20 protein-coding genes are annotated in these 22,602 nt (G+C 35.0%); 14 read left to right on the top strand and 6 right to left on the bottom strand.

All coding sequences use genetic code 11. The annotated features are described in order from the left end of the window. Positions 1-8: 8 nt before the first annotated feature. Positions 9-425 carry a TM2 domain-containing protein gene (locus tag BST93_RS04080; protein ID WP_042276214.1) on the top strand — a complete coding sequence of 139 codons (417 nt, stop codon included), beginning with the start codon at positions 9-11 and terminating at the stop codon, positions 423-425. A gap of 52 nt (positions 426-477) precedes the next feature. Here BST93_RS04080 and BST93_RS04075 read toward each other — a convergent pair whose 3' ends face one another. Genes BST93_RS04075 through BST93_RS04065 form a run of 3 tightly spaced genes read right to left on the bottom strand, consistent with a single transcriptional unit; the run spans position 478 to position 4,127 of the window. After that, positions 478-2,307, bottom strand: a complete 1,830-nt coding sequence (locus BST93_RS04075; protein WP_060523295.1) for a GNAT family N-acyltransferase — start codon at positions 2,305-2,307, stop codon at positions 478-480. A 60-nt stretch (positions 2,308-2,367) separates the two neighbouring features. Continuing rightward, positions 2,368-3,651 (bottom strand): aspartate kinase, encoded by a 1,284-nt coding sequence (locus BST93_RS04070; protein WP_105018181.1) that lies wholly within the window; start codon positions 3,649-3,651, stop codon positions 2,368-2,370. After that, positions 3,651-4,127, bottom strand: a complete 477-nt coding sequence (locus BST93_RS04065; protein ID WP_105018180.1) for a GNAT family N-acetyltransferase — start codon at positions 4,125-4,127, stop codon at positions 3,651-3,653. The genes BST93_RS04070 and BST93_RS04065 overlap by 1 nt, the downstream gene beginning before the upstream one ends. Positions 4,128-4,235: 108 nt before the next feature. Between BST93_RS04065 and fbp the strand changes: the two genes are divergently transcribed. The 5 genes from fbp to BST93_RS04040 are packed head-to-tail and all read left to right on the top strand — an operon-like array spanning position 4,236 to position 8,444. Further along, the gene (gene fbp, locus BST93_RS04060) at positions 4,236-5,243 is read left to right on the top strand and encodes a class 1 fructose-bisphosphatase (RefSeq protein ID WP_085775611.1); all 1,008 of its coding nucleotides are present in this window, start codon (positions 4,236-4,238) and stop codon (positions 5,241-5,243) included. Between the two features lie 43 nt (positions 5,244-5,286). Continuing rightward, positions 5,287-5,640, top strand: a complete 354-nt coding sequence (locus BST93_RS04055; RefSeq protein WP_042276221.1) for a hypothetical protein — start codon at positions 5,287-5,289, stop codon at positions 5,638-5,640. Positions 5,641-5,651: 11 nt separating this feature from the next. Next, the gene (locus BST93_RS04050) at positions 5,652-6,476 is read left to right on the top strand and encodes a cell envelope biogenesis protein OmpA (RefSeq protein WP_085775610.1); all 825 of its coding nucleotides are present in this window, start codon (positions 5,652-5,654) and stop codon (positions 6,474-6,476) included. 1 nt (position 6,477) lies between these two features. After that, positions 6,478-6,960, top strand: a complete 483-nt coding sequence (locus BST93_RS04045) for a Rab family GTPase (RefSeq protein ID WP_042276225.1) — start codon at positions 6,478-6,480, stop codon at positions 6,958-6,960. After that, positions 6,957-8,444, top strand: coding sequence for a hybrid sensor histidine kinase/response regulator (locus BST93_RS04040; protein WP_105018179.1), 1,488 nt, complete (start codon positions 6,957-6,959; stop codon positions 8,442-8,444). Before BST93_RS04045 ends, BST93_RS04040 begins: the two co-directional genes overlap by 4 nt. 1 nt (position 8,445) lies before the next feature. Here BST93_RS04040 and BST93_RS04035 read toward each other — a convergent pair whose 3' ends face one another. Together BST93_RS04035 and BST93_RS04030 are read right to left on the bottom strand one after the other, a co-directional pair. Further along, entirely contained in the window at positions 8,446-8,874 is a 429-nt protein-coding gene (locus BST93_RS04035) for a TerB family tellurite resistance protein (protein WP_105018178.1), read from the bottom strand. A gap of 40 nt (positions 8,875-8,914) precedes the next feature. Beyond that, a complete protein-coding gene (locus BST93_RS04030) occupies positions 8,915-9,868 on the bottom strand; it encodes an NAD-dependent epimerase/dehydratase family protein (RefSeq protein ID WP_105018177.1) in 954 nt (317 codons plus the stop codon). Positions 9,869-10,156: 288 nt separating this feature from the next. Here BST93_RS04030 and BST93_RS04025 point away from each other — a divergent pair, with 288 nt between their 5' ends. From BST93_RS04025 to BST93_RS04010, 4 genes are all read left to right on the top strand, one after another. After that, the gene (locus BST93_RS04025) at positions 10,157-11,212 is read left to right on the top strand and encodes a hypothetical protein (RefSeq protein ID WP_042276233.1); all 1,056 of its coding nucleotides are present in this window, start codon (positions 10,157-10,159) and stop codon (positions 11,210-11,212) included. A 79-nt stretch (positions 11,213-11,291) separates the two neighbouring features. Beyond that, the gene (locus tag BST93_RS04020; RefSeq protein ID WP_105018176.1) at positions 11,292-11,834 is read left to right on the top strand and encodes a hypothetical protein; all 543 of its coding nucleotides are present in this window, start codon (positions 11,292-11,294) and stop codon (positions 11,832-11,834) included. A 36-nt stretch (positions 11,835-11,870) separates the two neighbouring features. Then, positions 11,871-12,905, top strand: a complete 1,035-nt coding sequence (locus BST93_RS04015; RefSeq protein ID WP_105018175.1) for a ligase-associated DNA damage response exonuclease — start codon at positions 11,871-11,873, stop codon at positions 12,903-12,905. After that, a complete protein-coding gene (locus BST93_RS04010) occupies positions 12,902-14,530 on the top strand; it encodes an ATP-dependent DNA ligase (protein ID WP_105018174.1) in 1,629 nt (542 codons plus the stop codon). The genes BST93_RS04015 and BST93_RS04010 overlap by 4 nt, the downstream gene beginning before the upstream one ends. Here the strand turns inward: BST93_RS04010 and BST93_RS04005 are convergent. Beyond that, entirely contained in the window at positions 14,527-15,510 is a 984-nt protein-coding gene (locus BST93_RS04005) for a polyprenyl synthetase family protein (RefSeq protein ID WP_105018173.1), read from the bottom strand. The two genes, BST93_RS04010 and BST93_RS04005, sit on opposite strands and share 4 nt — an antisense overlap. 138 nt (positions 15,511-15,648) lie before the next feature. Between BST93_RS04005 and BST93_RS04000 the strand changes: the two genes are divergently transcribed. From BST93_RS04000 to BST93_RS03985, 4 genes are read left to right on the top strand one after another with little or no spacing between them, the layout of a single operon-like run. Beyond that, complete coding sequence (locus BST93_RS04000) at positions 15,649-16,266, top strand: TetR/AcrR family transcriptional regulator (RefSeq protein ID WP_105018172.1); 618 nt, start codon at positions 15,649-15,651, stop codon at positions 16,264-16,266. Further along, a complete protein-coding gene (locus BST93_RS03995; protein WP_105018171.1) occupies positions 16,267-17,622 on the top strand; it encodes a TolC family protein in 1,356 nt (451 codons plus the stop codon). Positions 17,623-17,650: 28 nt separating this feature from the next. Beyond that, positions 17,651-18,802, top strand: coding sequence for an efflux RND transporter periplasmic adaptor subunit (locus BST93_RS03990; protein ID WP_105018561.1), 1,152 nt, complete (start codon positions 17,651-17,653; stop codon positions 18,800-18,802). A gap of 2 nt (positions 18,803-18,804) precedes the next feature. Next, a complete protein-coding gene (locus BST93_RS03985) occupies positions 18,805-22,317 on the top strand; it encodes an efflux RND transporter permease subunit (protein ID WP_105018170.1) in 3,513 nt (1,170 codons plus the stop codon). Positions 22,318-22,602: the final 285 nt, after the last annotated feature.

Here is a 22,602-nt window from a genome sequence, read left to right as displayed (position 1 = left end):
CAATAATTATGAGCGAGGAAAACAACCCCTTTGACAAGGCAAAAGAATCTGCATCGGATGCCTATGACAGCACAAAAGAAACATTTAATGAAGCCGCTGATGCTGCAAAAGAAAGTGCACGAGACTTTCAACGTGGCTTAAATGACACGGTAAACAATGGAGATAATAAAAAATTACTTGCAGGACTTCTAGGAATTTTCTTAGGTAGTTTTGGGGTACACAAGTTTATTCTAGGTTATCAAAAAGAAGGGTTCATTCTTGCTGGACTTACCGTGATAGGATGGATTACGACCTGTCTGTTTTTTGGTATATTCATAGTTATGGCTACTTATGCAGTAGGTTTAATAGAAGGTATTATTTACCTGACCAAGTCAGATGAAGAGTTCTACAACACTTATCAAGCAGGCAGAAAACCTTGGTTCTAACAAATAGAATCATTTCAATAAAAAACCGCCATTTTAAAGATGGCGGTTTTTTTTATTCAGAATAGGTAGATTTTGAATCTCCGTTTTTAAAATATTTAGACTCCATTTCTGCTTGAAATTCCTCCATCACAGGTTTAACTGTGCTTTCTGGCAAATCAGCAATTCGTATATACATAAGACCGTCAATAGCGTCATTAAATAAAGGATCTACATTAAAAGCTACGACCTTAGCATTTTGCTTTACATATTTTTTAATGAGTACTGGCAACCTTAATTCATTAGGCTCTAGCTCATCAATAAGCTTATCAAATTTATTTAAATCAGCCTGAGATTCGTCAAAAATGAAATCCTTATCAGCATCGGCCAGCTTAACTTTAAATTCTTTTTTAGGCTTTATATATTGTGCGATATAAGGATCGTAATAATTACTTCTCATAAATTCAATCATTAATGATTTTGAAAAATTTGAGAATTTATTGCTAATACTCACTCCGCCAATTAGGTACTTGTGCGACGGGAAACGTAGTGTACAATGCACAATTCCTTTCCATAATAAAAACAGTGGCATAGGCTTTTGTTGATAGTCCGATGTAATGAATGCTCGTCCCATCTCTATACTCTCGCTCATCATTTTATGTAACTCGTTGTCAAACCTGAAGAGCTCATTTAAGTAAAAACCTTCGATACCATATTTCTTGTAGATCTGTTGCCCCATTCCCATACGATAAGCACCAGCGATACATTTTGCATCCTTGTCCCAGAGAAACATTTGATGATAATAGGAATCGTATTTGTCTAAATCAATAGATTTATTCGTTCCTTCACCTATTTTTCTAAAAGTAATTTCACGCAGCCTACCAATTTCATGTAAAATCTTTGGAATAGATTTACTTTCAGCTAGAAATACCTCATAGTTTTTAGAGATCAATAACCTCTTGTCGTTCTCTCTTAGGTATTCGATTTCCTTTTCCATATCTTCAGGCTTAACGTGACCTACGATACGCTCAGGAGCTTTAGGAAGTTTTATGCTTTTAGGTAAATCAGTAAACTTTTTACCTGATTCATCGTATGCTCTAGAAAGCATGTATGTCTTTTTTCTAAGAAAATCAGTAAACTCTCCTAGATCGGTATACTCTTGCTGATGTTTTACGTGGATTGCGTTTCCTACTCGCACTTTAATAACTCTCTTTTTCTGAGTTAATAATTCACTAGGAAGCTTTGCCGTACGCAATGTGTCAGAAATCTTTGCAAGTCTATAGAATAACCTGCTGTTCTTTGCATGAAAATAGATTGGAATAACAGGTACTTGAGCACGATGTATGAGTTTCATTGCCGCCTCTTCCCATTCTTTATCTACCACCAATTTACCATCTCTATAAGTTGAAACCTCACCAGCAGGAAAAATCCCTAGAGGTTGATCTGCTTTTAAATGCCTGATGGCTTGCATAAAACCTGCTGTGCTGCTTTTTGCATCCTTATGATTTTCAAAAGGATTTACAGGCATTACATAGGGCTTTAAGGGCTCTATACGATGTAATAAAAAGTTTGCAACAATTTTAAAATCGGGTCTTCTATCTAGAAGTAATTTTAGTAATAATATACCGTCAATTCCACCCAAGGGATGATTGGAAATAGTTATAAACGGTCCTGTTTTTGGTATACGTCTTAAATCCTCTTCTGGAATCTCAAAGGAAATTTGTAAATCATCCAGTAAGGCATTCAAAAATTCTGAACCTTGCAGATGTTTAAATTTATCATACTTTCTATTTAAAGCAGAAAGTCTCAAGATTTTCATCAACGACCAACCGCCTAAAGTACCTAATGCACCGTATTTATCAATATTTATCGCTTTTGCGACCTCTTTGGCAGTTACAAGTCCCATAAAATAAAGTCCTGGTCAATTAATAGATTGACTCACAAATATACTATAAATGTTAAGTCACTATTGTTTAACGACAACCTGCAAGGTTTCTTGTGTGCGTTGTTTTAGTAATACCTGCTGCTCATTTTCAATACTAGCTACTTTTTCACCATTATAATGTCTAATCGTATATAAAGCAACATTCTTTACCACGCTTACGTCGTAACGTTCTTGTAATCTAGACAATAGAACATTTATTAGACTGTATTTATCTTCAACACAAATTGAAAAACTTATTGCCGAATTTTGTAATAAACCTACCTGCATTTTAGCCTCGCTCAACTCGTGAAATATTTCCGAAATATTTCCTTCACCTATAAAGCTAAAATCTCTAGAAGAAACTCTTAAAAAAATCAAATGCTTACGAACGATATAGCAAGGAATTTCAGGTAATAAGGTATTTGAGTGAGTAATCGTTGACCCGTTTTCTTTAGGATTTAAAAAGGACTTCACATGTAGTGGTATACTCTTTCTTTGTAAAGGCTGTAAAGTTTTAGGATGGATGACACTCGCTCCATAAAATGCTAATTCAATAGCCTCGTTGTATGGGATTTTTTCTAGCAAAACAGTGTCATGAAACACTCTAGGATCTGCGTTTAGAACACCAGGAACATCTTTCCATATAGTGACACTTTCGGCATCCAGACAATATGCAAGGATAGCAGCTGTATAATCGCTTCCTTCTCTACCTAGCGTGGTTGTAAAACCATTGTCATCGCTTCCTATAAATCCTTGAGTAAGGAACGAGGAGCCACTTATATTTTTAATAGCATTTTCTGTTTCCTGCCATTGCACTCCAGCATCCCGGTACTTAGTATCAGTTTTAATTAATTCTCTTGCATCCACCCATTGCACAGGAATGTTACAGGCATTTAAAAAAGCTGCAACAATTTTAGTTGAAATAAGTTCTCCATGACTTACGACTTGATCGTATAAAAAACTGTAGTTCTTTGTTTTATTACGTAACAACTCGCCCTTTAAAGCTTCAATAATTCCTTTAAGTTTATTTTTTATTCCGCTTTCGCGAAAGCGTAATACCTCATCCTCATTTATGAAATCTGTAACCTCTTCTAACTCTACAATAACTTCATTATGTTGCTCGTAGAGTTTATCAATCAATTTTAGATAAGAATTATCATTTTTTTGATATCGTGCAAGTATTTCTTCAAGAGCGTTTGTTGTTTTACCCATTGCTGAAACTACCACTCCTAAATCACGAAATCCAGTAATACGCAATACGTTAACTACATTTCTTACACCATTTGCATCTTTAACCGATGCTCCACCAAATTTGAATATCCTCATTACTGTTTGTCAATATAAGCCGTTAAAGAACCGTGATCCATTTGAACAACTCGCCACTCGTCAAATACGGTTGCTCCAGTATTCTTGTAAAAATCAATAGCGTGTGTATTCCAATCCAGCACTACCCATTCTACTCGCCTTGCACCCTTTTTTAACGCGTGTTTAAGAACTTCGTTATATAAGGCTTTTCCTAAACCAACTCCTCTCATTTTTTGAGTAACAATTAAATCTTCTAGATGAATGGTAACACCTTTCCATGTCGAAAATCTGGGATAGCACAATGCCATTCCTTCAATATTACCTTTATATTCACCTACAAAGCAAGTAAAAAGAGGATTATTTCCTGTCCCGTTTTGAATTAAATCTTCTATTGAAATTTCAACTGCATCGGGCTCCTTTTCAAAAAGGGCTAATTCATTAATTAATTCAAGAACTCTAGAAAAATCTTGTTGGGTGGCCTGTCGAATGTTTATCATGGTTTTTTTGCTAAATTAAAGTCTAGTAGAGTATAATTCAAAAAAGTTAGCACTACATCGTTGTAGTTACTTGCATTTATTAAGATATTTGCAGCAACGATATAAAATATGGCTACCAAAAACCAATCCCTAGGAGAATTTATCATAGAACATCAAGCTGCATTTCCTTATAGTAGCGGTGAATTAAGTAGACTTATCAACTCGATAAGACTAGCAGCAAAGATGGTTAACCACGAGGTTAACAAGGCTGGTCTGGTAGACATTACTGGTAGTATAGGTGAAATCAATACCCAAGGTGAAGACCAACAAAAATTAGATGTTTTTGCAAACGATACTTTTATAAGGACATTGACTAATAGGCAAATCGTTTGTGGTATCGCAAGTGAAGAAAATGACGACTTTATAACTATTGAAGGTAACGATGGTAACCACGCAAGTAAATATGTGGTACTTATGGATCCACTTGATGGTAGTTCAAACATCGACGTAAATGTGTCAGTAGGAACTATCTTTTCCATCTACAGAAGAGTAACACCACCAGGAACACCGGTACAACTGGAAGATTTTCTTCAGCCAGGTAATCAACAAGTTGCAGCTGGATACATTATATACGGAACATCTACAATGCTAGTTTACACTACAGGTCATGGTGTAAATGGATTTACTCTAAACCCAGCGCTGGGAACCTATTACCTTTCACACCCTAACATGCAATTTCCAGAAGATGGAAGAATTTACAGTGTCAATGAAGGTAATTATGTGCATTTTCCACAAGGGATTAAAGATTACATAAAATACTGCCAAAAGGAAGAAGGAGATCGACCTTACACTAGTAGATATATAGGAAGTCTTGTAAGTGATATTCATCGTAACATGATAAAAGGCGGTATTTATATGTACCCTAAAAGCAGCAAGGCAAGTAATGGAAAACTACGCCTTCTCTATGAGTGCAATCCCATGGCATTTATTGCCGAACAAGCTGGAGGAAAAGCCAGCGATGGCCACACAAGAATCTTAGATCTTAAACCAGAAGAACTTCATCAAAGGGTACCATTTATTTGCGGAAGCAAAAACATGGTTGAAAAGGCTGAGCAGTTTATTCAAAGAATACCATAATTTAATAAAAAATGGTATTTTAGCTAATTGAAAATGTATTGTGATGGCCCAACCTGAAAAAAACACCCCTAACGAAGCTGTTGTTGATAGTAATTCAAAATTAGAGGCTATAAAAAACCTCATTTTTGGAGAAAACATACAACAATATGATTCTGAATTTGAACTACTTAAAAAAGATCTTCAGAAAAAAAAGCAGGAACTTCAAGATTTAATCGACGATGCTAGAGAAGAGCTATCAAAAAGTATTGATAGTTTGTCTACTGATCTAAACATTCGTCTTACTGATCTTGAAAGCAAGATGGAAGACCGACTAGACGAGCTAGATGATGCTAAAACAAGTCGAAAAATGCTTGGAGATTCATTAATAGAACTTGGGGAGAAAATTAAAGCCCAGTAAAAGGTTCCTTGATGAATACCGATGAGAAATTAGAACTACTAAAATCTCTCTTACTTACTGACGAACGTGAATATGCACAGAGCATTTCTGTAAAAATCAGTAAGCTGGAAGAAACTTTGCGTGAACGTGCTAAACTTTCAGAAAAGGTATCTCCAATAATACAAGACGAATTACTAGAATTTACCGAACGTATTCCTCAAGAATTAGGACCAATTATTACCGAGACTTTAAAAACTCAAATCGCCGAATCAAAAGATCAAGTAGTTGAAGCCCTATACCCAATTATGGGGCAAATGATAAAAAAATATATCGCACAAGAAATTAAAATTTTATCTGAGCGTATAGAGCAAACTACTCAGGACGTATTTTCAGTTCAAACCATTAAAAGAAAAATAAAGAGTATGTTCACAGGTGTCAAGGAAGAAGAACTTATCATAAGCGATCTTGCCGAGGCAGAATTAGAACAAGTTTTTATAATTGAAAAAGGCTCCGGAATATTATTAGGAAGTTATCAAATTAAAGCAACCCTGGATGAAGATATGATTAGTGGCATGTTAACAGCAATTAAAGCATTTGTAGAAGATGCTTTTAAAACATCCACCCGTAATTTACAGTCTATAGAATATGATTTATATGAAATTCATCTACATAGTTTTCACCAGTACTACATAGCCAGTGCGATAAGCGGTACATTTACTGAAAACTTGCAAAATAAATTAGAAGACCATAATTTAAAGGTCAGTCAAAACATTAATAAAAATAAACTTATTTCAAAAAGAGAAGAATTACAGCAATTTCTCATAAAGCAATATTCCCAATTTGAATTAGGAAATTAATATGGTATCAAAAAAGATTGTAATAGTAGGAAGTTTTGGAGTTGGTAAAACATCCCTGATAAGAAGGTTTGTAGAAGATCAGTTTTCTGAGGACTATAAAGTTACTATAGGTGTCCATATCATGAAAAAACAACTTAATTTAAATGATAATGATGTTAATCTTATCATTTGGGATACAGAAGGAACAGATGATATTGAAGAAGTGAGACCTGCATACCTCCTTGGAACTCATGGGTTTATATATGTAGCAGATATTAGTAGACCAAAAACTTTTAGTAAAGTTGATGAACATTTAAACTTTCTTCAAAATAAATATCAAAAAACCCCTATCTTAAAGGTCGGAAATAAGTCTGACCTAATCCCTAAAGGTATGATGGCCGAAAAGAAAGATGAATTTGATTTTTTAGATATTTTGGTAAGTGCCAAAGAAGGTAATAATGTGCAGCGCATGTTTGAAAGAATCACAAAAATGATGCTTACATGACACCGCACCTAGACATCAATCCCCAAAATTCTCAAATAATTGTCCTTGATGAGAACTTTCAAGTAATTTCATCAAACGATATTATTTTTAATCTAAAAGAAGGAAGTAGCATAGAGCAATTCCATCCTTTTTTTACACAGGTTGATTTATACTTTGAATCAGAGGAAAAAAAACTAAACTGTGTTGAAATACATGACAAGCTCTTAGACATAAGCTTCAGTAAGAATGCTTCAAATAGAACGATTCAGCTTGTAGATAACAGCGTATTTTATTCTAGACTACAAGAAATTGCTCAAAAAAGAAATGAGTCTTACATATTCAATGAAGTTCTAGAACTTAAAAATGATATGTTAGAGGAGGCTGCCTCCTTCAAAAACAAATTTATTTCAAACTTTTCTCACGAGATGAAGTCACCGCTTACACTAATAAGTGCGTTCTCATCTATGCTAGTGAAAAGTGATTTGCCGCTAGAGCAAAATAAGCTTGTAGAAGCTATCTATGAACAAAGTGAAAACTTAAAGAAGATTCTTGAAGATATTATTGAGTTGTCTTTTCTTAAAAGAAATCAGATTGAGCTCAATCCAGAAACAATCAATTTTATAGAATATCTTGAGAATTTTAAGTTTAAATACACAACCAAAGCATCTAATTTAGGATTTTCATTTTCCTTAAAAATAGGTTCTCAAGTACCTGAATACATTGAAATTGATAAGCGTAGGTTAGATCAAATATTGACAAACCTTATAGAAAACGCGATCTATTTTAATAATGGAGAAAACATAGTTTTAACCGTTAAAGAAAATCAACGACGTGCTAGTAAAGCAAGTCTGCGATTTAAAATTTCTGGAGAAGGTGTTATTCCAGAAACGGTAGCGTCTAATAATCTTCCTGAACTCTCTAGTGACATTCAGATTAAAGGTTTGGGATTCTCAATAGCCAAAGAACTTCTAGATGTTTACAATGGAAGTCTATATATCGAAAAAGACGAATCAGGCAATAGTGTACAAGTAGCAAATTTGAGAGTGAAAGTTCCTTTGAATGTTGATATTCCTAAAGCAGCTCCAACTGAATCTCCAACAAAGCCCACGTTTTCTGAAAAAGCAAAAATTATTATTGCAGAGGACAACGGAATTACACAATACACAGCCATTAAAGTTCTTGTAAATGAAAAGAACTTTAATACAATAGTATTTTCTGATCCTAGAGATTTATTAAACGCCGTTGAAAACAAGGACTATGACCTTATTTTAATGTCATCAAGTCTATCTCAAGTGGACGCGATTGAACTCCTTAACATGATTAAAGAGTTTGCAAATGATCACAATAAAAAAATCCCGGTAATCGCTCTAACGACAGAATCTGACAAAAAGCGAATATCGGAATTTAAGAAATCTGGATTCAAACAAGTGGTTCAAAAACCATATACTGACGACGAATTATTAGAATCCGTATACAGCAACTTGAAGATCAAAAAATTTATTTAGACTACCTGTCTTTATTTAAAAGGTATCGATAATCTTCAAGAGCTAGATGTCCTGAGAAAATTTCGATACTGCGCTTTACTAGATATTCAGCATCGGCATCATTGTATCCTATGGCTGTTGCATATCTTTTTAGTAATCTGTACTCATCCTCGTCCATACTATGATCGGCAAAGACAACTTTAAAAAGATCGTGTAACCATTGAATGCGCTCCTCATTTGTAGTAGGCGGATTAATTGGGTATTTAGATGGATTTTTTATAATAGCCTCAAAATCAGAATCTGCTATACTCAATTTAGTTTTAATACGTCCCAGTATAACTAATTCCTCATCAGAGATTACACCGTTTGTAATTGCAATATTTACTAATGAAGCTAAATGGCTTTTATTTCTAGTAGATTCTCCTGATTCAAATAAACTTGAAAATGACATAGATTAAATTTAGGCTACAAATATACTTATATCTTAAACTCTAGAAATAAGATTTTTTAGGAAGATGAACTATCATTTCCTTAACCATATTTTCTAAATCAAAATGGTGTTCCCAGCCCCAATCTTCACGCGCCTCTTTATCATTTATTGATGCTGGCCAGCTATCAGCAATGGATTGTCTGAAATCTGGTTCGTACGCAATTTCAAATTCTGAAATATGTTTCTTAATTTCTTGAGCGATTTGTTGTGGAGTAAAACTCATTGCACTCAAATTGTAGCTTGAACGGTCCTTAATTTTATCATTAGGCACATGCATTATATCAACTGTCGCTTTGATAGCATCATCCATATACATCATAGGTAGTGCAGTGTCTTCTTTTAAAAAACACGTATATTCTCCTTTGTTGATGGCATCATGAAAAATTTCAATGGCATAGTCAGTAGTTCCTCCACCAGGCATTGTCTTCCAGGATATTAATCCTGGGTAACGTATGGATCTAACATCTACACCATATTTGTTGTGATAGTATTCGCACCAGCGTTCCCCAGTTTGTTTACTTATACCATATACGGTACTAGGTTCCATTACTGTTTTTTGCGGTGTATTGTCCTTTGGTGTAGTAGGTCCAAAAACAGCTATACTACTAGGCCAAAAGATTTTCTCTATTTTACCTTCTTTACCTAGATCTAGGACATTAAATAAACTATCCATATTTAGATTCCAGGCTTTAGAAGGGTATTTTTCAGCAGTTGCACTTAACATTGCAGCCATTAAATAGACATCTGTTATTTCATAATGTGCACAAATATCCTCTACTGCATCAGCATCGGTAGCATCAAGAACTTCAAAAGGACCTGCCTCCATCATTTCTTTATCTCCTTCTCTTATATCGCTTGCTATTACCGCTTCAGCACCGTGCAGTTCACGTAGTTTTGCCGTTAACTCACTACCTATTTGACCACAGGCTCCTATTACTAAAATCTTTGTTGCCATGAATTATAACGTTTGCGCAAATATAATTGCACCAGCTTATCAGATTACTTAACGAATAGGTAAATAAATAAGAAATTATCAATCTTATGTAAGAATTAATTCCGCTTTCGCGAAAGCGAAGTAGAAAAAGCTCTATTTTTTAACAAAACATCTAATAATAACTAAACAGAATTACAAACTATGTTAACTATTAACACAATTTAATTAAAAACCGATATGCATTATTATTTCATTATATAAAATAATTGAGATGAGACTGTACTTTTATTTCAAACAAAAAATAATATTATGAAAAAGATTGGAATAAGTTTAATAGTAGCCGCTGCCATGGTTGCTTGTAATAATGAAAAGAAAAATACGGAAGAACTAGTAGAGGATGCTGGTAATGAAATGCAACAAGCTTACAATGATATAGGAGACGTATCAAGAGAATACGTAAGCTATACAGAGAATGAGGCAGAAAGCATGGCCCAAGACATGAAAACAAATGTCCAGGTAATGGACGATGGGAGCGTGAATATTTCAAATTTTACAGCCTATGGAGAATTACAAAATCAGGTAAAAAACTTATCAACATCACCTAATGTACGTGATGAAATGAATAGTGAAAATGCATATCAAGCATTTCAAACCTTTGTAGAAGAAATGCCAGCTTACTTGAAAACTAATGTTATCATGAAAGAAGTTGATGACGTCGAGAAAGCAATGAAAAAATTAGTTGCAGATCTTGAGGATGAATCAACAAAAGAAAGTACAATTAAAGATCACATCGAGGATATTCAAGAAGCTGTAGAGGATTTAAATGATGAAATTGTAGATGCCAGATTAAGATTTGACGGTTATGAGGATGAAGAACTTGCAAACTATGCAGACTTTGTGAGTAATGTAAACTATGATGATGAAGGTATAATAACGATTGTAGATTTTAATGATTACGAGACTGTGAAAACGGACCGTATGAATATGATGAATGCACAAGAAGACCAAAAAATTACTTATGCTCAAACACTAGTTACGGATTTTAATTCTATGCTTAACAACATGCCTGAGTACTTAAAAGTAGATGATGTAATGGATGCTGTAGAAGATGTTCAAAAAGAAATGAAAGAATATCAAGATGAAAAAGCCACAGCTACTTTAGATGAAAATCTTGAAAATTTAGAAGAAATCGATGAGGCTCTTTATGACTTAAACAAAGAAATGTTGAAAGCTCGTAAAAAGTATGACGAGAATCGTAGAGATGCTATTGAAGAATACTTAGAGGAATTGAACGACACTGATGAACCTATGTCACAAAGGTTGAAAGAAGCTCGTGAAGAGTATAATGAAGAAATGAATGACTAATTAATTAGTGGGAAGCAATGTAAAACCGCACTTTATTGTGCGGTTTTTTTATTCTAGCAATATTAGCATCTTTGTAATAATGAAAGGCTTTCCTATACTACTAATATTTTTTGTTCTATTTTCTTGTAAAAAGGAAGAACAAGCAGTCGCAGTTACCAAAACAGACCCTAACACTTTGACTTTTGCGCAAAGTAAAATGCAACTTATTGGTAAAGCACAACAAGAAGTTATCGCTTGGTCTAATTATGAAAGATTTAAAAATCTATTAGAAAATCTAGACCATACACCTGTAGCAGCTCAAAATTTATATGATGCAGCCCAGGACCTTTCAAAAGATATACCAGAAGAGTTAAACAGTCAGGAAGTAGTTAGCAGAATTAAACTAGTTATTACTCGTGCAGGTATTTACAATAGTTATATAAACTATTCCAACGTGGATGATAATATTCTAGTTAAAAAACACGCTGACCTAATTGAATCATGGGATATGTTAACCATAATCATAAATGAAAAAATAAACATTTATGATAAAATAAAACAAGAAACGCTAGAAGACTTGAAAATCATAAATCAAGCAAAACAACCGGGAACAGATTCACTTGACAATAATCTACCAGGATAAATAACATCTACCAGCCCGGCTTTAAATGAAAATAACATGAGCAGGGAACCTTTATTAAAATTTACAGAACGCGGTATATATTGCTCTGCGGCAAATGTGTATCTAGACCCATGGAAACCTGTTGACAAGGCTTTAATCACACATGGTCATGCAGATCATTCAAGATGGGGAAATAAAAAGTATATTACTCATTTAGATAACTTACCGATTATCAAACATCGCTTGGGAGAAATTAATGCAAGTGGTGTTAATTACGACGAGTCATTTAATATAAATGGTGTTACCTTTTCCTTTCATCCTGCTGGCCATATTCCTGGCTCATCCCAAATAAGAGTTGAACACAAAGGCGAAGTATGGGTTTTTACTGGTGATTATAAAACAGAAAATGATGGTATTTCCGTGCCATATGAGCCCATTCGTTGCAACACTTTTATAACGGAATGCACCTTTGGATTACCAGCATTTAAATGGCGTGATCAAAAAGATGTTATGCATGACATCAATATTTGGTGTTCTCAAAATAACGAAGAAGGTAAAACATCAGTTCTATTTGCTTATTCTTTAGGCAAAGCTCAAAGACTCATTAAGCATCTAGACACTTCTCAAATGAAAATTTATTGTCATGGTGCTGTTTTCAAAATGACAGAAGTTCTTAAAGAGTTAATCAACTTTCCTGATTTCAATCTAATTACCAGAGAAACAAAAAAAGAGGAACTTATAGGAAATATTGTCATTGCTCCACCTAGTGCTCATGGGTCATCATGGATGAGAAAATTAGTCCCGTATGCAACTGCAAGTGCTAGTGGATGGATGACATTCAGAGGAGCGAGAAGAAGAAGAGCTATAGATAAAGGTTTTGTACTTTCTGATCATTGTGATTGGGATGGATTGCTATCCTCTATTGAAGCTACTAGGTGTGAAAATGTAATAACAACGCACGGTTATCAAGAGATTTTTGCTAGATACTTAAGAGAAGAAAAAGGGTTGAACGCAATTTCAGAACGCACTCAGTATGAAGGAGAAAACCTTAATGAACAAGAGGATTTATCCACTAATACGAGTAACACATGAAACAGTTTGCCGAACTCATAAGAACCATAGACGGAACTAATAAGACTAATCTTAAAGTTCAAGCGCTCACCGAATATTTTAAAAATGCTCCAGAGCAAGATAAACTATGGACTATTGCTATTCTTTCTCACAGAAGACCTAAAAGACCGGTAAACACAACTCAGTTAAGAGAATGGGCTACAGAAATAAGCGGTATCCCTAGCTGGTTATTTGAAGAGTCCTACCACATCGTAGGTGACCTAGCCGAAACCATCGCCCTCATTTTACCTAGTTCAAACAATAGCACTGACAAAAGCTTATCTACTGTAATCGAAGAACTAATCGAATTGAGAAAAAAAACCGATGATGAAAAAAAAGCTTATTTAAAAGAAAACTGGCTAGGCCTTAATTATTATGAACGATTTGTTTTTAACAAGATAATGACCGGTGGTTTTAGAATCGGAGTCTCACAAAAATTGATGACAAGAGCTCTTTCAAATGCCACAAATATTGACAAGGATATTCTTGCTCATAAATTAATGGGCAGTTGGACAGGAGAAAATACCACCTACAATGAATTGATTTTTGAGGACAATGAAGTAGCTAGAAGAGGAAAACCTTATCCTTTCTATCTAGCTTATGCAATTGAAGGTAATATTGAGGACCTAGGAGATGTTTCCCAATGGAGTGCCGAGCATAAATGGGATGGAATAAGATCCCAAACCATTTTACGTAGCAACGAAATTTTTATTTGGTCACGAGGTGAAGAATTAGTGACGGATAAATATCCCGAATTTCAATCCTTCCTAAAATACATTCCCAACGGGACAGTTATCGATGGTGAGATTTTACCTTATAAAAATGGAGAAATACTAAACTTTAACGACCTGCAAACAAGGATTGGACGTAAAACTATAGGTAAAAAATTGTTACAAGATGTTCCCGTTGTCATAGTTGCCTATGACCTACTAGAATGGCAAGGTAAAGACATTAGAAATCTTCCATTTGAGGAACGTCGCGCCCTTTTAGACCAACTTGTTTTAGACACTAGAACAAAGGCTAGTATACAGGAACCTGATTCTGATTTTCCTTTATTACTTTCTGAAACTATGAGCTTTTCAACTTGGGATGAAATGGGTGAAGAGCGTGCGCTTTCGCGAAAGCGAAAAAGTGAAGGTCTTATGATTAAACATAAAAAAAGTCCTTATCAAGTAGGCCGAAAAAAAGGTGATTGGTGGAAATGGAAAACTGACCCTTATAGTATTGACGCTGTTCTCACATATGCGATGCGAGGACATGGTAGGCGTGCAAACCTGTTTACAGACTACACCTTTGCTCTTTGGGATAATGGTGAATTAGTCACTTTTGCCAAGGCCTACTCTGGCCTTACGGATGCCGAGTTTAGAAAGGTAGACGCTTGGATTAAGAAAAACACATTAGAACGATTTGGTCCAGTGCGCAGTGTAACGCCGCATCATGTTTTTGAAATTGCTTTTGAAGGAATCGCTCCTAGTAAAAGACATAAATCGGGTGTAGCTACAAGGTTTCCTAGGATTTTACGATGGCGACATGACAAAACCATTGACCAAGCAAACACGATCGAAGACCTCAAAGCTCTTATCCCAAAAGAAGGAGATTTGATTTAACTTACTCTACCCATAAGTTTTAGACTGAAATTGGTGAGTTCCTCTTTTGCTTGTTCTGGAATATCAAGACCTTTAATATCTTGTAAAGCCTTTTCAGTGTAGGATTTTATAGCCTCTAGAGTGGCTTGCGCTCCACCACTTTTTTCAAAATGAACCTTAACTTGTTCTTTTTTATCATCGATCTCATCCATGGTCATGTCTAGATGATTAACAGCAAACCATGTTTTTAAATCGTGAGTATGCTCTAGGTTCTCTATACTTTTTAAGTATAGATACGTCTTTTTATTCTCACGTATATCACCACCAACTTCTTTCCCAAAAGTTGCTGGATCACCAAATGCGTCTAGATAATCATCCATTAATTGAAAAGCTAATCCTAGGTTTATTCCATAGTTGTAAACCTTTTGTTGTTCCTCTTCATTTTTGCCAGCGATAATAGCTCCCATTTGTAACGCACATCCTACTAGAACTGATGTTTTTAACTTAATCATGTTCATATATTCAGCAATCGTAACATCATCCCTACTTTCAAAATCCACATCAAATTGTTGGCCTTCACAAACCTCTAGTGCGGTTTGAGAGAATAATGTAGTGAGTTGCTTAAAAGTACCTGCATCGTACTCATCAAATAGTTGATAAGCTATAATTAACATGGCATCACCACTTAAAATACCTGTGTTTTCATCCCATTTTTTATGAACAGTAGGATTACCACGTCTTAAATCTGCCTGATCCATTATATCATCGTGTAACAAGGTAAAATTATGAAACACCTCAACAGCCAGTGCCGCATTAAGAGCCTTCTCAATACTCTCACCATACATTTGTGCACTTAATAAGGTGAGCAATGGTCTTAATCGCTTTCCTCCTAAATCTAGAATGTAGTGAACAGGATCGTACAATCCTTTAGGCTCGTTATGATTTATAGTTGATTTTAAATGTTTTAGAAAAACTTCTCTTAACTGTTCTAGTGATTTCATGCTGTAAAAATAAGACAGACCGGCAAGTAGTCGATAAAAATGTTTCCTACATGTTAAACAAATGTAAAACTTAGGAAACTATTTTTGTTTTCAAAGTTTCCTATGGATATATTTGCACGCTGAAACAGAAGCAGGAAAATGTCGCAATTGAAAGATCAAATTATTAAAAAATCGCTAGAGATGTTCCTTACACTAGGTTTTAAGAGTGTAACTATGGATGACATCGCAGCAAAATTGGGTATGAGTAAAAAAACTCTTTATACCCATTTTAAAAACAAACAAGAACTTGTAGCTCACGCATCACTTCATATGTGTAATACCATTTGTGATGGTGTGGATAATATTATAGAGCAATATGAAGACAAACCTATCGAGGAGCTGTATGCTGTAAAACGTTTTGTAATGGAAGAAATGAAAGGAGATCAAACTAGCTCAATTCATCAATTACAGCGATACTATCCTGAGGCTTACAAACCGGTGCACGATATCAAATTTCACTACATGGATTCTTGTATTAAAAAAAATGTGAATAACGGTATCAAACTAGGAGTGTATAGAAATAATGTAAATCCTGACTTCATCGCTCGCATCTATTTTATTGGAATGCAAGGGATAAAAGACATTTCCGTATTTCCAACAAACGAATTTCCCGTAAATGATTTATATGACGATTATCTAGAATACCACTTACGAGGAATCCTAACTCCTAAAGGAAGACAAATATTAAACCAAATCATAAATTCTAATCACGATTAAATGAATAAATCTGTTCTATATATAATGGCTTTTATGGGTCTCGCTTTCGCGAAAGCGTACTCACAACAAACCGTTCCAGACACCTTCAGTCTACAAGAAGCGATAGACTATGGTTTAGAAAACAATTACCAAGCAATTAATGCACAACGAGAGGTTGCCAAAGCATTGAAGCAAAAATGGGAAACCACAGCTACGGGACTACCACAAATTAATGGATCAGTTGATTACACCAATCAATTAAAACAACCTGTAACTCCATTACCTGGTGAGGTTGTAGGTGGACAGCCAGGAACTTTTGTGCCGGTTGTGTTTGCGCCAAAACAATCTATGAACTTAACAGCCACTTTATCACAATTAATATTTGATGGAAGTTACCTTGTGGCGCTCGAGGCTTCTAAAACATTTTTGGATTACTCAAAAAATGCAGACAACAAGACTAAACTAGAGGTACGTAAAGGTATTATAAACGCCTATGGTGGTGTTTTACTGGCACAAGAAAACGTTGCCATCCTAACTCGTAATAGAGACAATCTAGATAGTAACTTAAAAGAAACGCAAGAGATTTTTAAAAATGGCCTTACCGAGGAAGAAAGTGTTGAACAACTACAAATCACACTGTCACAAATTGAGAATCAGCTAGCAAACGCTAGACGTCAAGCAGATATTGCAATGGACATGCTTAAATTGTCTTTAGGGATTGATTTATCTGAACAAATAAGCCTGACCGATGACCTAGAGTCCTTAACAAAACAACACTTAGATCCTAGTATCACACAATCTTCCCTAACTCTAGAGGAAAATGTCGATTATCAAATTGCATTAAATTTTTCTGAACAGCGTCGATTGGAATGGAAACTAGAACGAGCAAAATCACTTCCTACCGTTTCAGGGTTTGTGAACTACGGTACTCAAACTTTTGATGATGAATTCGTGTTCTTTAATAGCGATCAGCCTTGGTTTCAACAGAGTGTGGCTGGAGTAAGCATTCAAGTCCCTATTTTCAGTTCCTTTGGTCGTAAAGCTGCTCAAGACAGAACAAAAATTGCGTGGGAACAAGCACTTACCGATCTTGAACGAACTGAGCAGGAATTAAATCTCAATTATCAAACAGCAGTAAACAACTATCAACTAGCAATTGACACATATCAAACAACAAAAGATAATTTATCCCTTGCTGAGCGTATAGAGAACAAAAACTCGGTGAAGTTCAAAGAAGGTATTGCTACTAGCTTTGAATTAAGACAAGCACAAACACAGTTGTACAGTACTCAGTCAGAATACCTTAATAGCATGTACCGTGTTATTCAAGAAAAAGTAAATATTGAAACACTACTTAATACACCTAAATTTAAATAAAAACACCCATCCTAATAATTATCCTATCATGAAACATATTTTAACCATAGCAGTTGCTTTATTTCTGATTTCTTGTGGTGGAGAAAAAACCGCTGAAGAATTAATTGCTGCTGGAGACAAACAAGCTCTTGCAACAAAAAAATCTGAATTGAAAAAACAAAAAGAGACTATAGAAAAAACGATTGCTAAAATTGAAGCCTATGAAAAAAAGAGTAAGGGCGAGGCAATTAAAGCACAAGTAAGTACTATGGTGTTAAAAGACACCCTATTTAATCATTATGTAGAACTGCAAGGTAGTGTAGATACTAAACAGAACATCACTGTAATGCCTGAGACAGCTGGATTACTTACCCAAGTTTATGTAAAAGAAGGACAGCGAGTGTCAAAAGGTCAACGACTAGCTAGTATTGACGATGGTGGTGCCGCTCAAAACCTAGAACAAATGAAGGTACAAGCTCAACTGGCTAAAACTACCTATGAGCGTCAAAAACGCCTTTGGGAACAAAACATAGGTTCAGAGATTCAATATCTGCAATCAAAAGCTAATTATGAAGCTCAAGAGCGCTCAATAAACGCAATGCAACAACAACTTGCCAAAACAGTGGTTACAGCACCTTTTTCAGGAACTATTGACGACGTCATTACAGAACAAGGAAATGTGGTGAGTCCAGGAATGCCTCTATTCCGATTAGTAAGTCTTAAGGACATGTATCTTAAAGTAGACGTTCCAGAAACTTACTTAACCGCAATTAATAAAAATACTGATGTTATAGTTGAATTTCCAGTTTTGGGTGAGACCGTTAAGAGTAAAATTAGACAAACAAGTAACTATATTAACCCGTCAAATCGCTCATTTTCTATAGAGGTTCCTGTTGATAATAAGTCTGGTAACATCAAACCTAATCTTACAGCAAAATTGCGTATAAATGATTACACCTCTAAAAATGCGATTTTAGTTCCTCTTAATGTAATAAACGAGAATCAAGATGGTGATCAATATGTGATGGTTACCGCTCAAGGCGAAAACGGATTAATTGCAAAAAGACGTGAGGTAACAACAGGAAAAGCTTCTGGTGATTATATCGAGATCCTAAGCGGTCTTGAACCTGGTGATGAAATCATCACTGAAGGTGCTCGTAGTGTAAAACCAGATCAAGAAATTAATATTATAAACTCATAAGTATGTCAAATAAGAAAAACAGTGACAAAGAGTTTAAACTCTCATCATGGGCAATTGACAACAGTGTTGTTGTTTATGTCATGATGGTAATCATCTTCTTTCTAGGATTAAATGCTTACAACAGCATGCCTAGGGAAGATTTTCCAGAAATTAAAGAAACAAAAATTTACATCTCAAGTGTTTGGCCTGGAAATACGGCTGAGGACGTTGAACGATTGATTACCGATCCCTTAGAAGACAAGCTTAAAAATATTAGTGGCGTAACAGAAACTGAATCTACATCTCAAGAGGACTATTCAATAATCATTGTTGAATTTGATGATGATATAGCTGTAGAGGCTGCTAAACAACGTGTGAAAGACGAAGTAGATCAAGAATCTGCTGGTGAAGACTGGCCTACATTTAACGATAAGCCGGTTACTCCTAATGTTTTTGACCTTACCCTTAGTGAGGAAATGCCTATAATGAACATCAACATCAAAGGTGATTACACTGTGCGTAAACTTAAAACCTTTGCCGAATATCTAGAAGATGAAATTGAAGATATAGAGCAAATTAAACAAGTAGACATACGCGGTGCACAAGATCTTGAAGTAGAGATTGCTGTTGATATATATAAAATGACAGCAGCTAAGGTAAGTTTTGATAATATCTTAAATACGGTAAGAGGAGGAAATGCAACCGTAAGTGCTGGTAATTTAAAATCTAGTGGTCAACGACGTACTATTAGAATTATAGGAGAAATCGACAACCCTAAAGAATTAGAAAATTTTGTAGTCAAAAATGAAAATGGACCTATTTACCTAAGGGATGTAGCTACCATCAAATTTGAAGAAGAAGATAAAAATACATTTGCAAGGGAATCAGGTGATCAGGTAGTAATGCTAGACGTAAAGAAACGTTCTGGTAAAAACATGATTATTGCGGCAGATAATATACGTGAGGTAATTAAGGAGTCTCAGGATTCCGGAGCATTGCCTTCTGACCTAGAAATTACAGTGACAAATGATTTATCTAGCAAGACACTTAATCAAGTAGATGACCTAGTTAATAATATCATTTTTGGTATTCTACTGGTAGTAGGTGTATTGATGTTCTTTTTAGGGTTTAGAAATGCCTTATTCGTTGGTTTTGCGATACCTATGTCTATGTTCATGTCCTTTGCCATTATCAGCCTATTAGGTTACACCTTAAACACAATGATATTATTTGCTATGATTATGGGGCTGGGAATGCTTGTAGACAATGGTATTGTGGTTGTTGAGAATGTTTATAGGTTGATGGATGAAGAAGGTATGTCACGTATCGAAGCTGCAAAAAAAGGAGTAGGTGAAATCGCCATTCCAATTATTATTTCTACTCTAACTACAGTTGCGGCATTCGTTCCATTAGGTTTATGGCCTGGTTTAATGGGACAGTTTATGATTTACTTCCCAATTACTCTTTCTATAGTTTTAGGAAGTTCCTTATTTGTCGCAATATTCTTTAACTCCATGCTAGTTTCAAAATTCATGGAAATTGATGACCGCAACCTATCTATAAAATCCCTAATATACCTAACCGCTATCATGGTTCCTCTAGGAATATTTATCTTATTAGTAGGTGGACCTGTATCTGGTTTAGGTTCTTTGATGATACTTGTAGCGGTTTTATTTTGGCTATATAAGTTTGCTATCAAACCTCTTACAAGAGGATTCCAACGCACGTTTTTAGTATGGTTAGATAATCTATATGAGCGATTTTTAAGATTTGCATTAAGCGGTATAAAACCATACATCTTTATGATTGGTATGGCGGTAATGTTTGTGGGAATTTTAATGGCATATTTTGGGTGGTCTGTTGCATCTGGAAGAACTAAAATTGAATTTTTTCCAGATAATAAGCCTAATCAAATTATTGTTTACATAGAATATCCTCAAGGAACTTCAATTGAAAAAACAAACAGTATTACCAAAGAAATTGAAGAAGTAGTCTATGAAGTGATCAACGATGATTTCTATATGAAAGACGGAAGAAACGTGCTTGTAGAAAGCGCTGTTTCTCAAGTAGGAATGGGAGCTGGTAATCCTCAAACAGACGGTGGTAGCTCCGCAGAGATGCCTCATAAGGGTAAAATCACCGCGAGTATGCGTGAATATAAATTTCGTGAAGGAAAAGATGGAGAATTAAGAGATAGTGAAGTTTTACGTAAAAAAGTTCAAGAAACTCTCGAAGGTAGATTCCCTGGAGTTGCTATTTCAGTAGAAAAAGATGCAAATGGACCACCACAAGGATATCCTGTGAATATAGAATTAGAAGGTCCTGATTACGGCGAGCTTATATCAACAGCAGAACAAATGGTAAAATTTCTCAACACTAGAAATGTAGCCGGAGTTGATCAATTAAAGGTTGATGTAAATAAAAGTAAACCTTCGATGATTGTTGAAGTTGATCGTGAAAAAGCTGGTGAATTAGGAATAAGCAATAGCCAGGTAGGAATGCAGCTTAGAAGAGCAGTGTTTGGTGAAAAAGCGGGTATCTATAAAAAAGACGGTGAAGATTACGACATCAATGTAAGGTTTAACGAAGATCAACGCTATGATCGTAGTGCGATCTTTAATCAAAGAATAACCTTTAGAGATATGGTAACAGGACAGGTAAAAGAAATACCAGTAAGTGCTATTGCCAAACAACGTAATACTTCTAGCTTTAGTGCTATTAAGCATAAAGATGCAAAACGTGTGGTTACAGTATACTCTGCTCTTAAACCAGGTTTCACCGATGCTGGAGCCGTAGTAGAATCAATAAAATTAGAGATGGTTGACTTTACGATTCCAAATGGTATTAAAGTTGATTATACAGGACAAATTGAAGAGCAAGAAAAAGAGATGGCATTTTTAATGAGTGCTCTATTCGGTGGTTTATTCTTGATCTTCTTGATATTAGTATTTCAATTTGGATCTATATCTAAACCTACTATTATCATGATCGCCATCTTTTTAAGTTTTATTGGTGTTTTCTTAGGGTTGATTATAACGGGAGATCCTTTTGTTATTTTAATGACAATGATGGGAATAATTTCACTTGCAGGTATCGTGGTAAATAACGGTGTGGTACTTATTGATTATATAGACTTACTTAAGTTAAGACGTAGTGAGAAATTAGAACTTGGTGACGATGAAATTCTTCCTAAAAAAGAAATGTTTGAAGCTATAGTTAAAGGAGGAAAGGCTAGGCTTAGACCAGTTATATTGACTGCCATCACAACAGTTCTAGGACTTATTCCTCTTGCTATTGGATTAAATATTAATTTCTTTACGTTATTTACTGAATTTGACCCACAAATTTTCATTGGTGGTGACAACGTAATATTCTGGGGACCATTAGCTTGGACTGTTATTTACGGTCTAATTTTTGCAACCTTTTTAACCCTAGTTATAGTTCCTATCCTATTGTACATGGTACATAGAATCAAGATCAGAATTTACAACTGGCGCAATAATAAAAAGTCATCTGAAGTACAAGTAGCGACTTAGATTTCCCCTATTTCATTTGTCGTTACTACGAGCCCGATTCCCTAATCGGGCTCTTTTTATTTAAGTAGGAATTACCTTTACGCTCTATATTAATGATATATATCCAATAGTAATTCGTTTGACCTATACTAAAGCTTTTCAAACAATAACCTTCGTTTGGAGCTTTATCAATAAGCTGTAAATTTTAATTTGGATGATAAATTAATGTTGTTCTGAAGAAATAAATAGATCTGCTATGATCAACTAACAACTATAAAAAAAGCTCTGTAGAACATACAGAGCTTT

The organism is Nonlabens tegetincola, assembly GCF_002954355.1.
GTDB lineage: Bacteria > Bacteroidota > Bacteroidia > Flavobacteriales > Flavobacteriaceae > Nonlabens > Nonlabens tegetincola.
Note: the sequence above shows the minus strand (reverse complement) of the source record. Positions and strands in the feature narration are given on the sequence as shown.

Bases quoted from the DNA above. Each gene is read 5' to 3' on its own strand.
- BST93_RS04010 (WP_105018174.1), top strand. From the start codon at position 12,902: ATGAAACAGTTTGCCGAACTCATAAGAACCATAGACGGAACTAATAAG.
- BST93_RS04080 (WP_042276214.1), top strand. From the start codon at position 9: ATGAGCGAGGAAAACAACCCCTTTGACAAGGCAAAAGAATCTGCATCG.
- BST93_RS04045 (WP_042276225.1), top strand. From the start codon at position 6,478: ATGGTATCAAAAAAGATTGTAATAGTAGGAAGTTTTGGAGTTGGTAAA.
- BST93_RS04050 (WP_085775610.1), top strand. From the start codon at position 5,652: ATGAATACCGATGAGAAATTAGAACTACTAAAATCTCTCTTACTTACT.
- fbp (WP_085775611.1), top strand. From the start codon at position 4,236: ATGGCTACCAAAAACCAATCCCTAGGAGAATTTATCATAGAACATCAA.
- BST93_RS04000 (WP_105018172.1), top strand. From the start codon at position 15,649: ATGTCGCAATTGAAAGATCAAATTATTAAAAAATCGCTAGAGATGTTC.
- BST93_RS04025 (WP_042276233.1), top strand. From the start codon at position 10,157: ATGAAAAAGATTGGAATAAGTTTAATAGTAGCCGCTGCCATGGTTGCT.
- BST93_RS04035 (WP_105018178.1), bottom strand. From the start codon at position 8,874: ATGTCATTTTCAAGTTTATTTGAATCAGGAGAATCTACTAGAAATAAA.
- BST93_RS04020 (WP_105018176.1), top strand. From the start codon at position 11,292: ATGAAAGGCTTTCCTATACTACTAATATTTTTTGTTCTATTTTCTTGT.
- BST93_RS04075 (WP_060523295.1), bottom strand. From the start codon at position 2,307: ATGGGACTTGTAACTGCCAAAGAGGTCGCAAAAGCGATAAATATTGAT.
- BST93_RS04030 (WP_105018177.1), bottom strand. From the start codon at position 9,868: ATGGCAACAAAGATTTTAGTAATAGGAGCCTGTGGTCAAATAGGTAGT.
- BST93_RS04015 (WP_105018175.1), top strand. From the start codon at position 11,871: ATGAGCAGGGAACCTTTATTAAAATTTACAGAACGCGGTATATATTGC.
- BST93_RS03985 (WP_105018170.1), top strand. From the start codon at position 18,805: ATGTCAAATAAGAAAAACAGTGACAAAGAGTTTAAACTCTCATCATGG.
- BST93_RS04065 (WP_105018180.1), bottom strand. From the start codon at position 4,127: ATGATAAACATTCGACAGGCCACCCAACAAGATTTTTCTAGAGTTCTT.
- BST93_RS04070 (WP_105018181.1), bottom strand. From the start codon at position 3,651: ATGAGGATATTCAAATTTGGTGGAGCATCGGTTAAAGATGCAAATGGT.
- BST93_RS04040 (WP_105018179.1), top strand. From the start codon at position 6,957: ATGACACCGCACCTAGACATCAATCCCCAAAATTCTCAAATAATTGTC.
- BST93_RS03995 (WP_105018171.1), top strand. From the start codon at position 16,267: ATGAATAAATCTGTTCTATATATAATGGCTTTTATGGGTCTCGCTTTC.
- BST93_RS03990 (WP_105018561.1), top strand. From the start codon at position 17,651: ATGAAACATATTTTAACCATAGCAGTTGCTTTATTTCTGATTTCTTGT.
- BST93_RS04005 (WP_105018173.1), bottom strand. From the start codon at position 15,510: ATGAAATCACTAGAACAGTTAAGAGAAGTTTTTCTAAAACATTTAAAA.
- BST93_RS04055 (WP_042276221.1), top strand. From the start codon at position 5,287: ATGGCCCAACCTGAAAAAAACACCCCTAACGAAGCTGTTGTTGATAGT.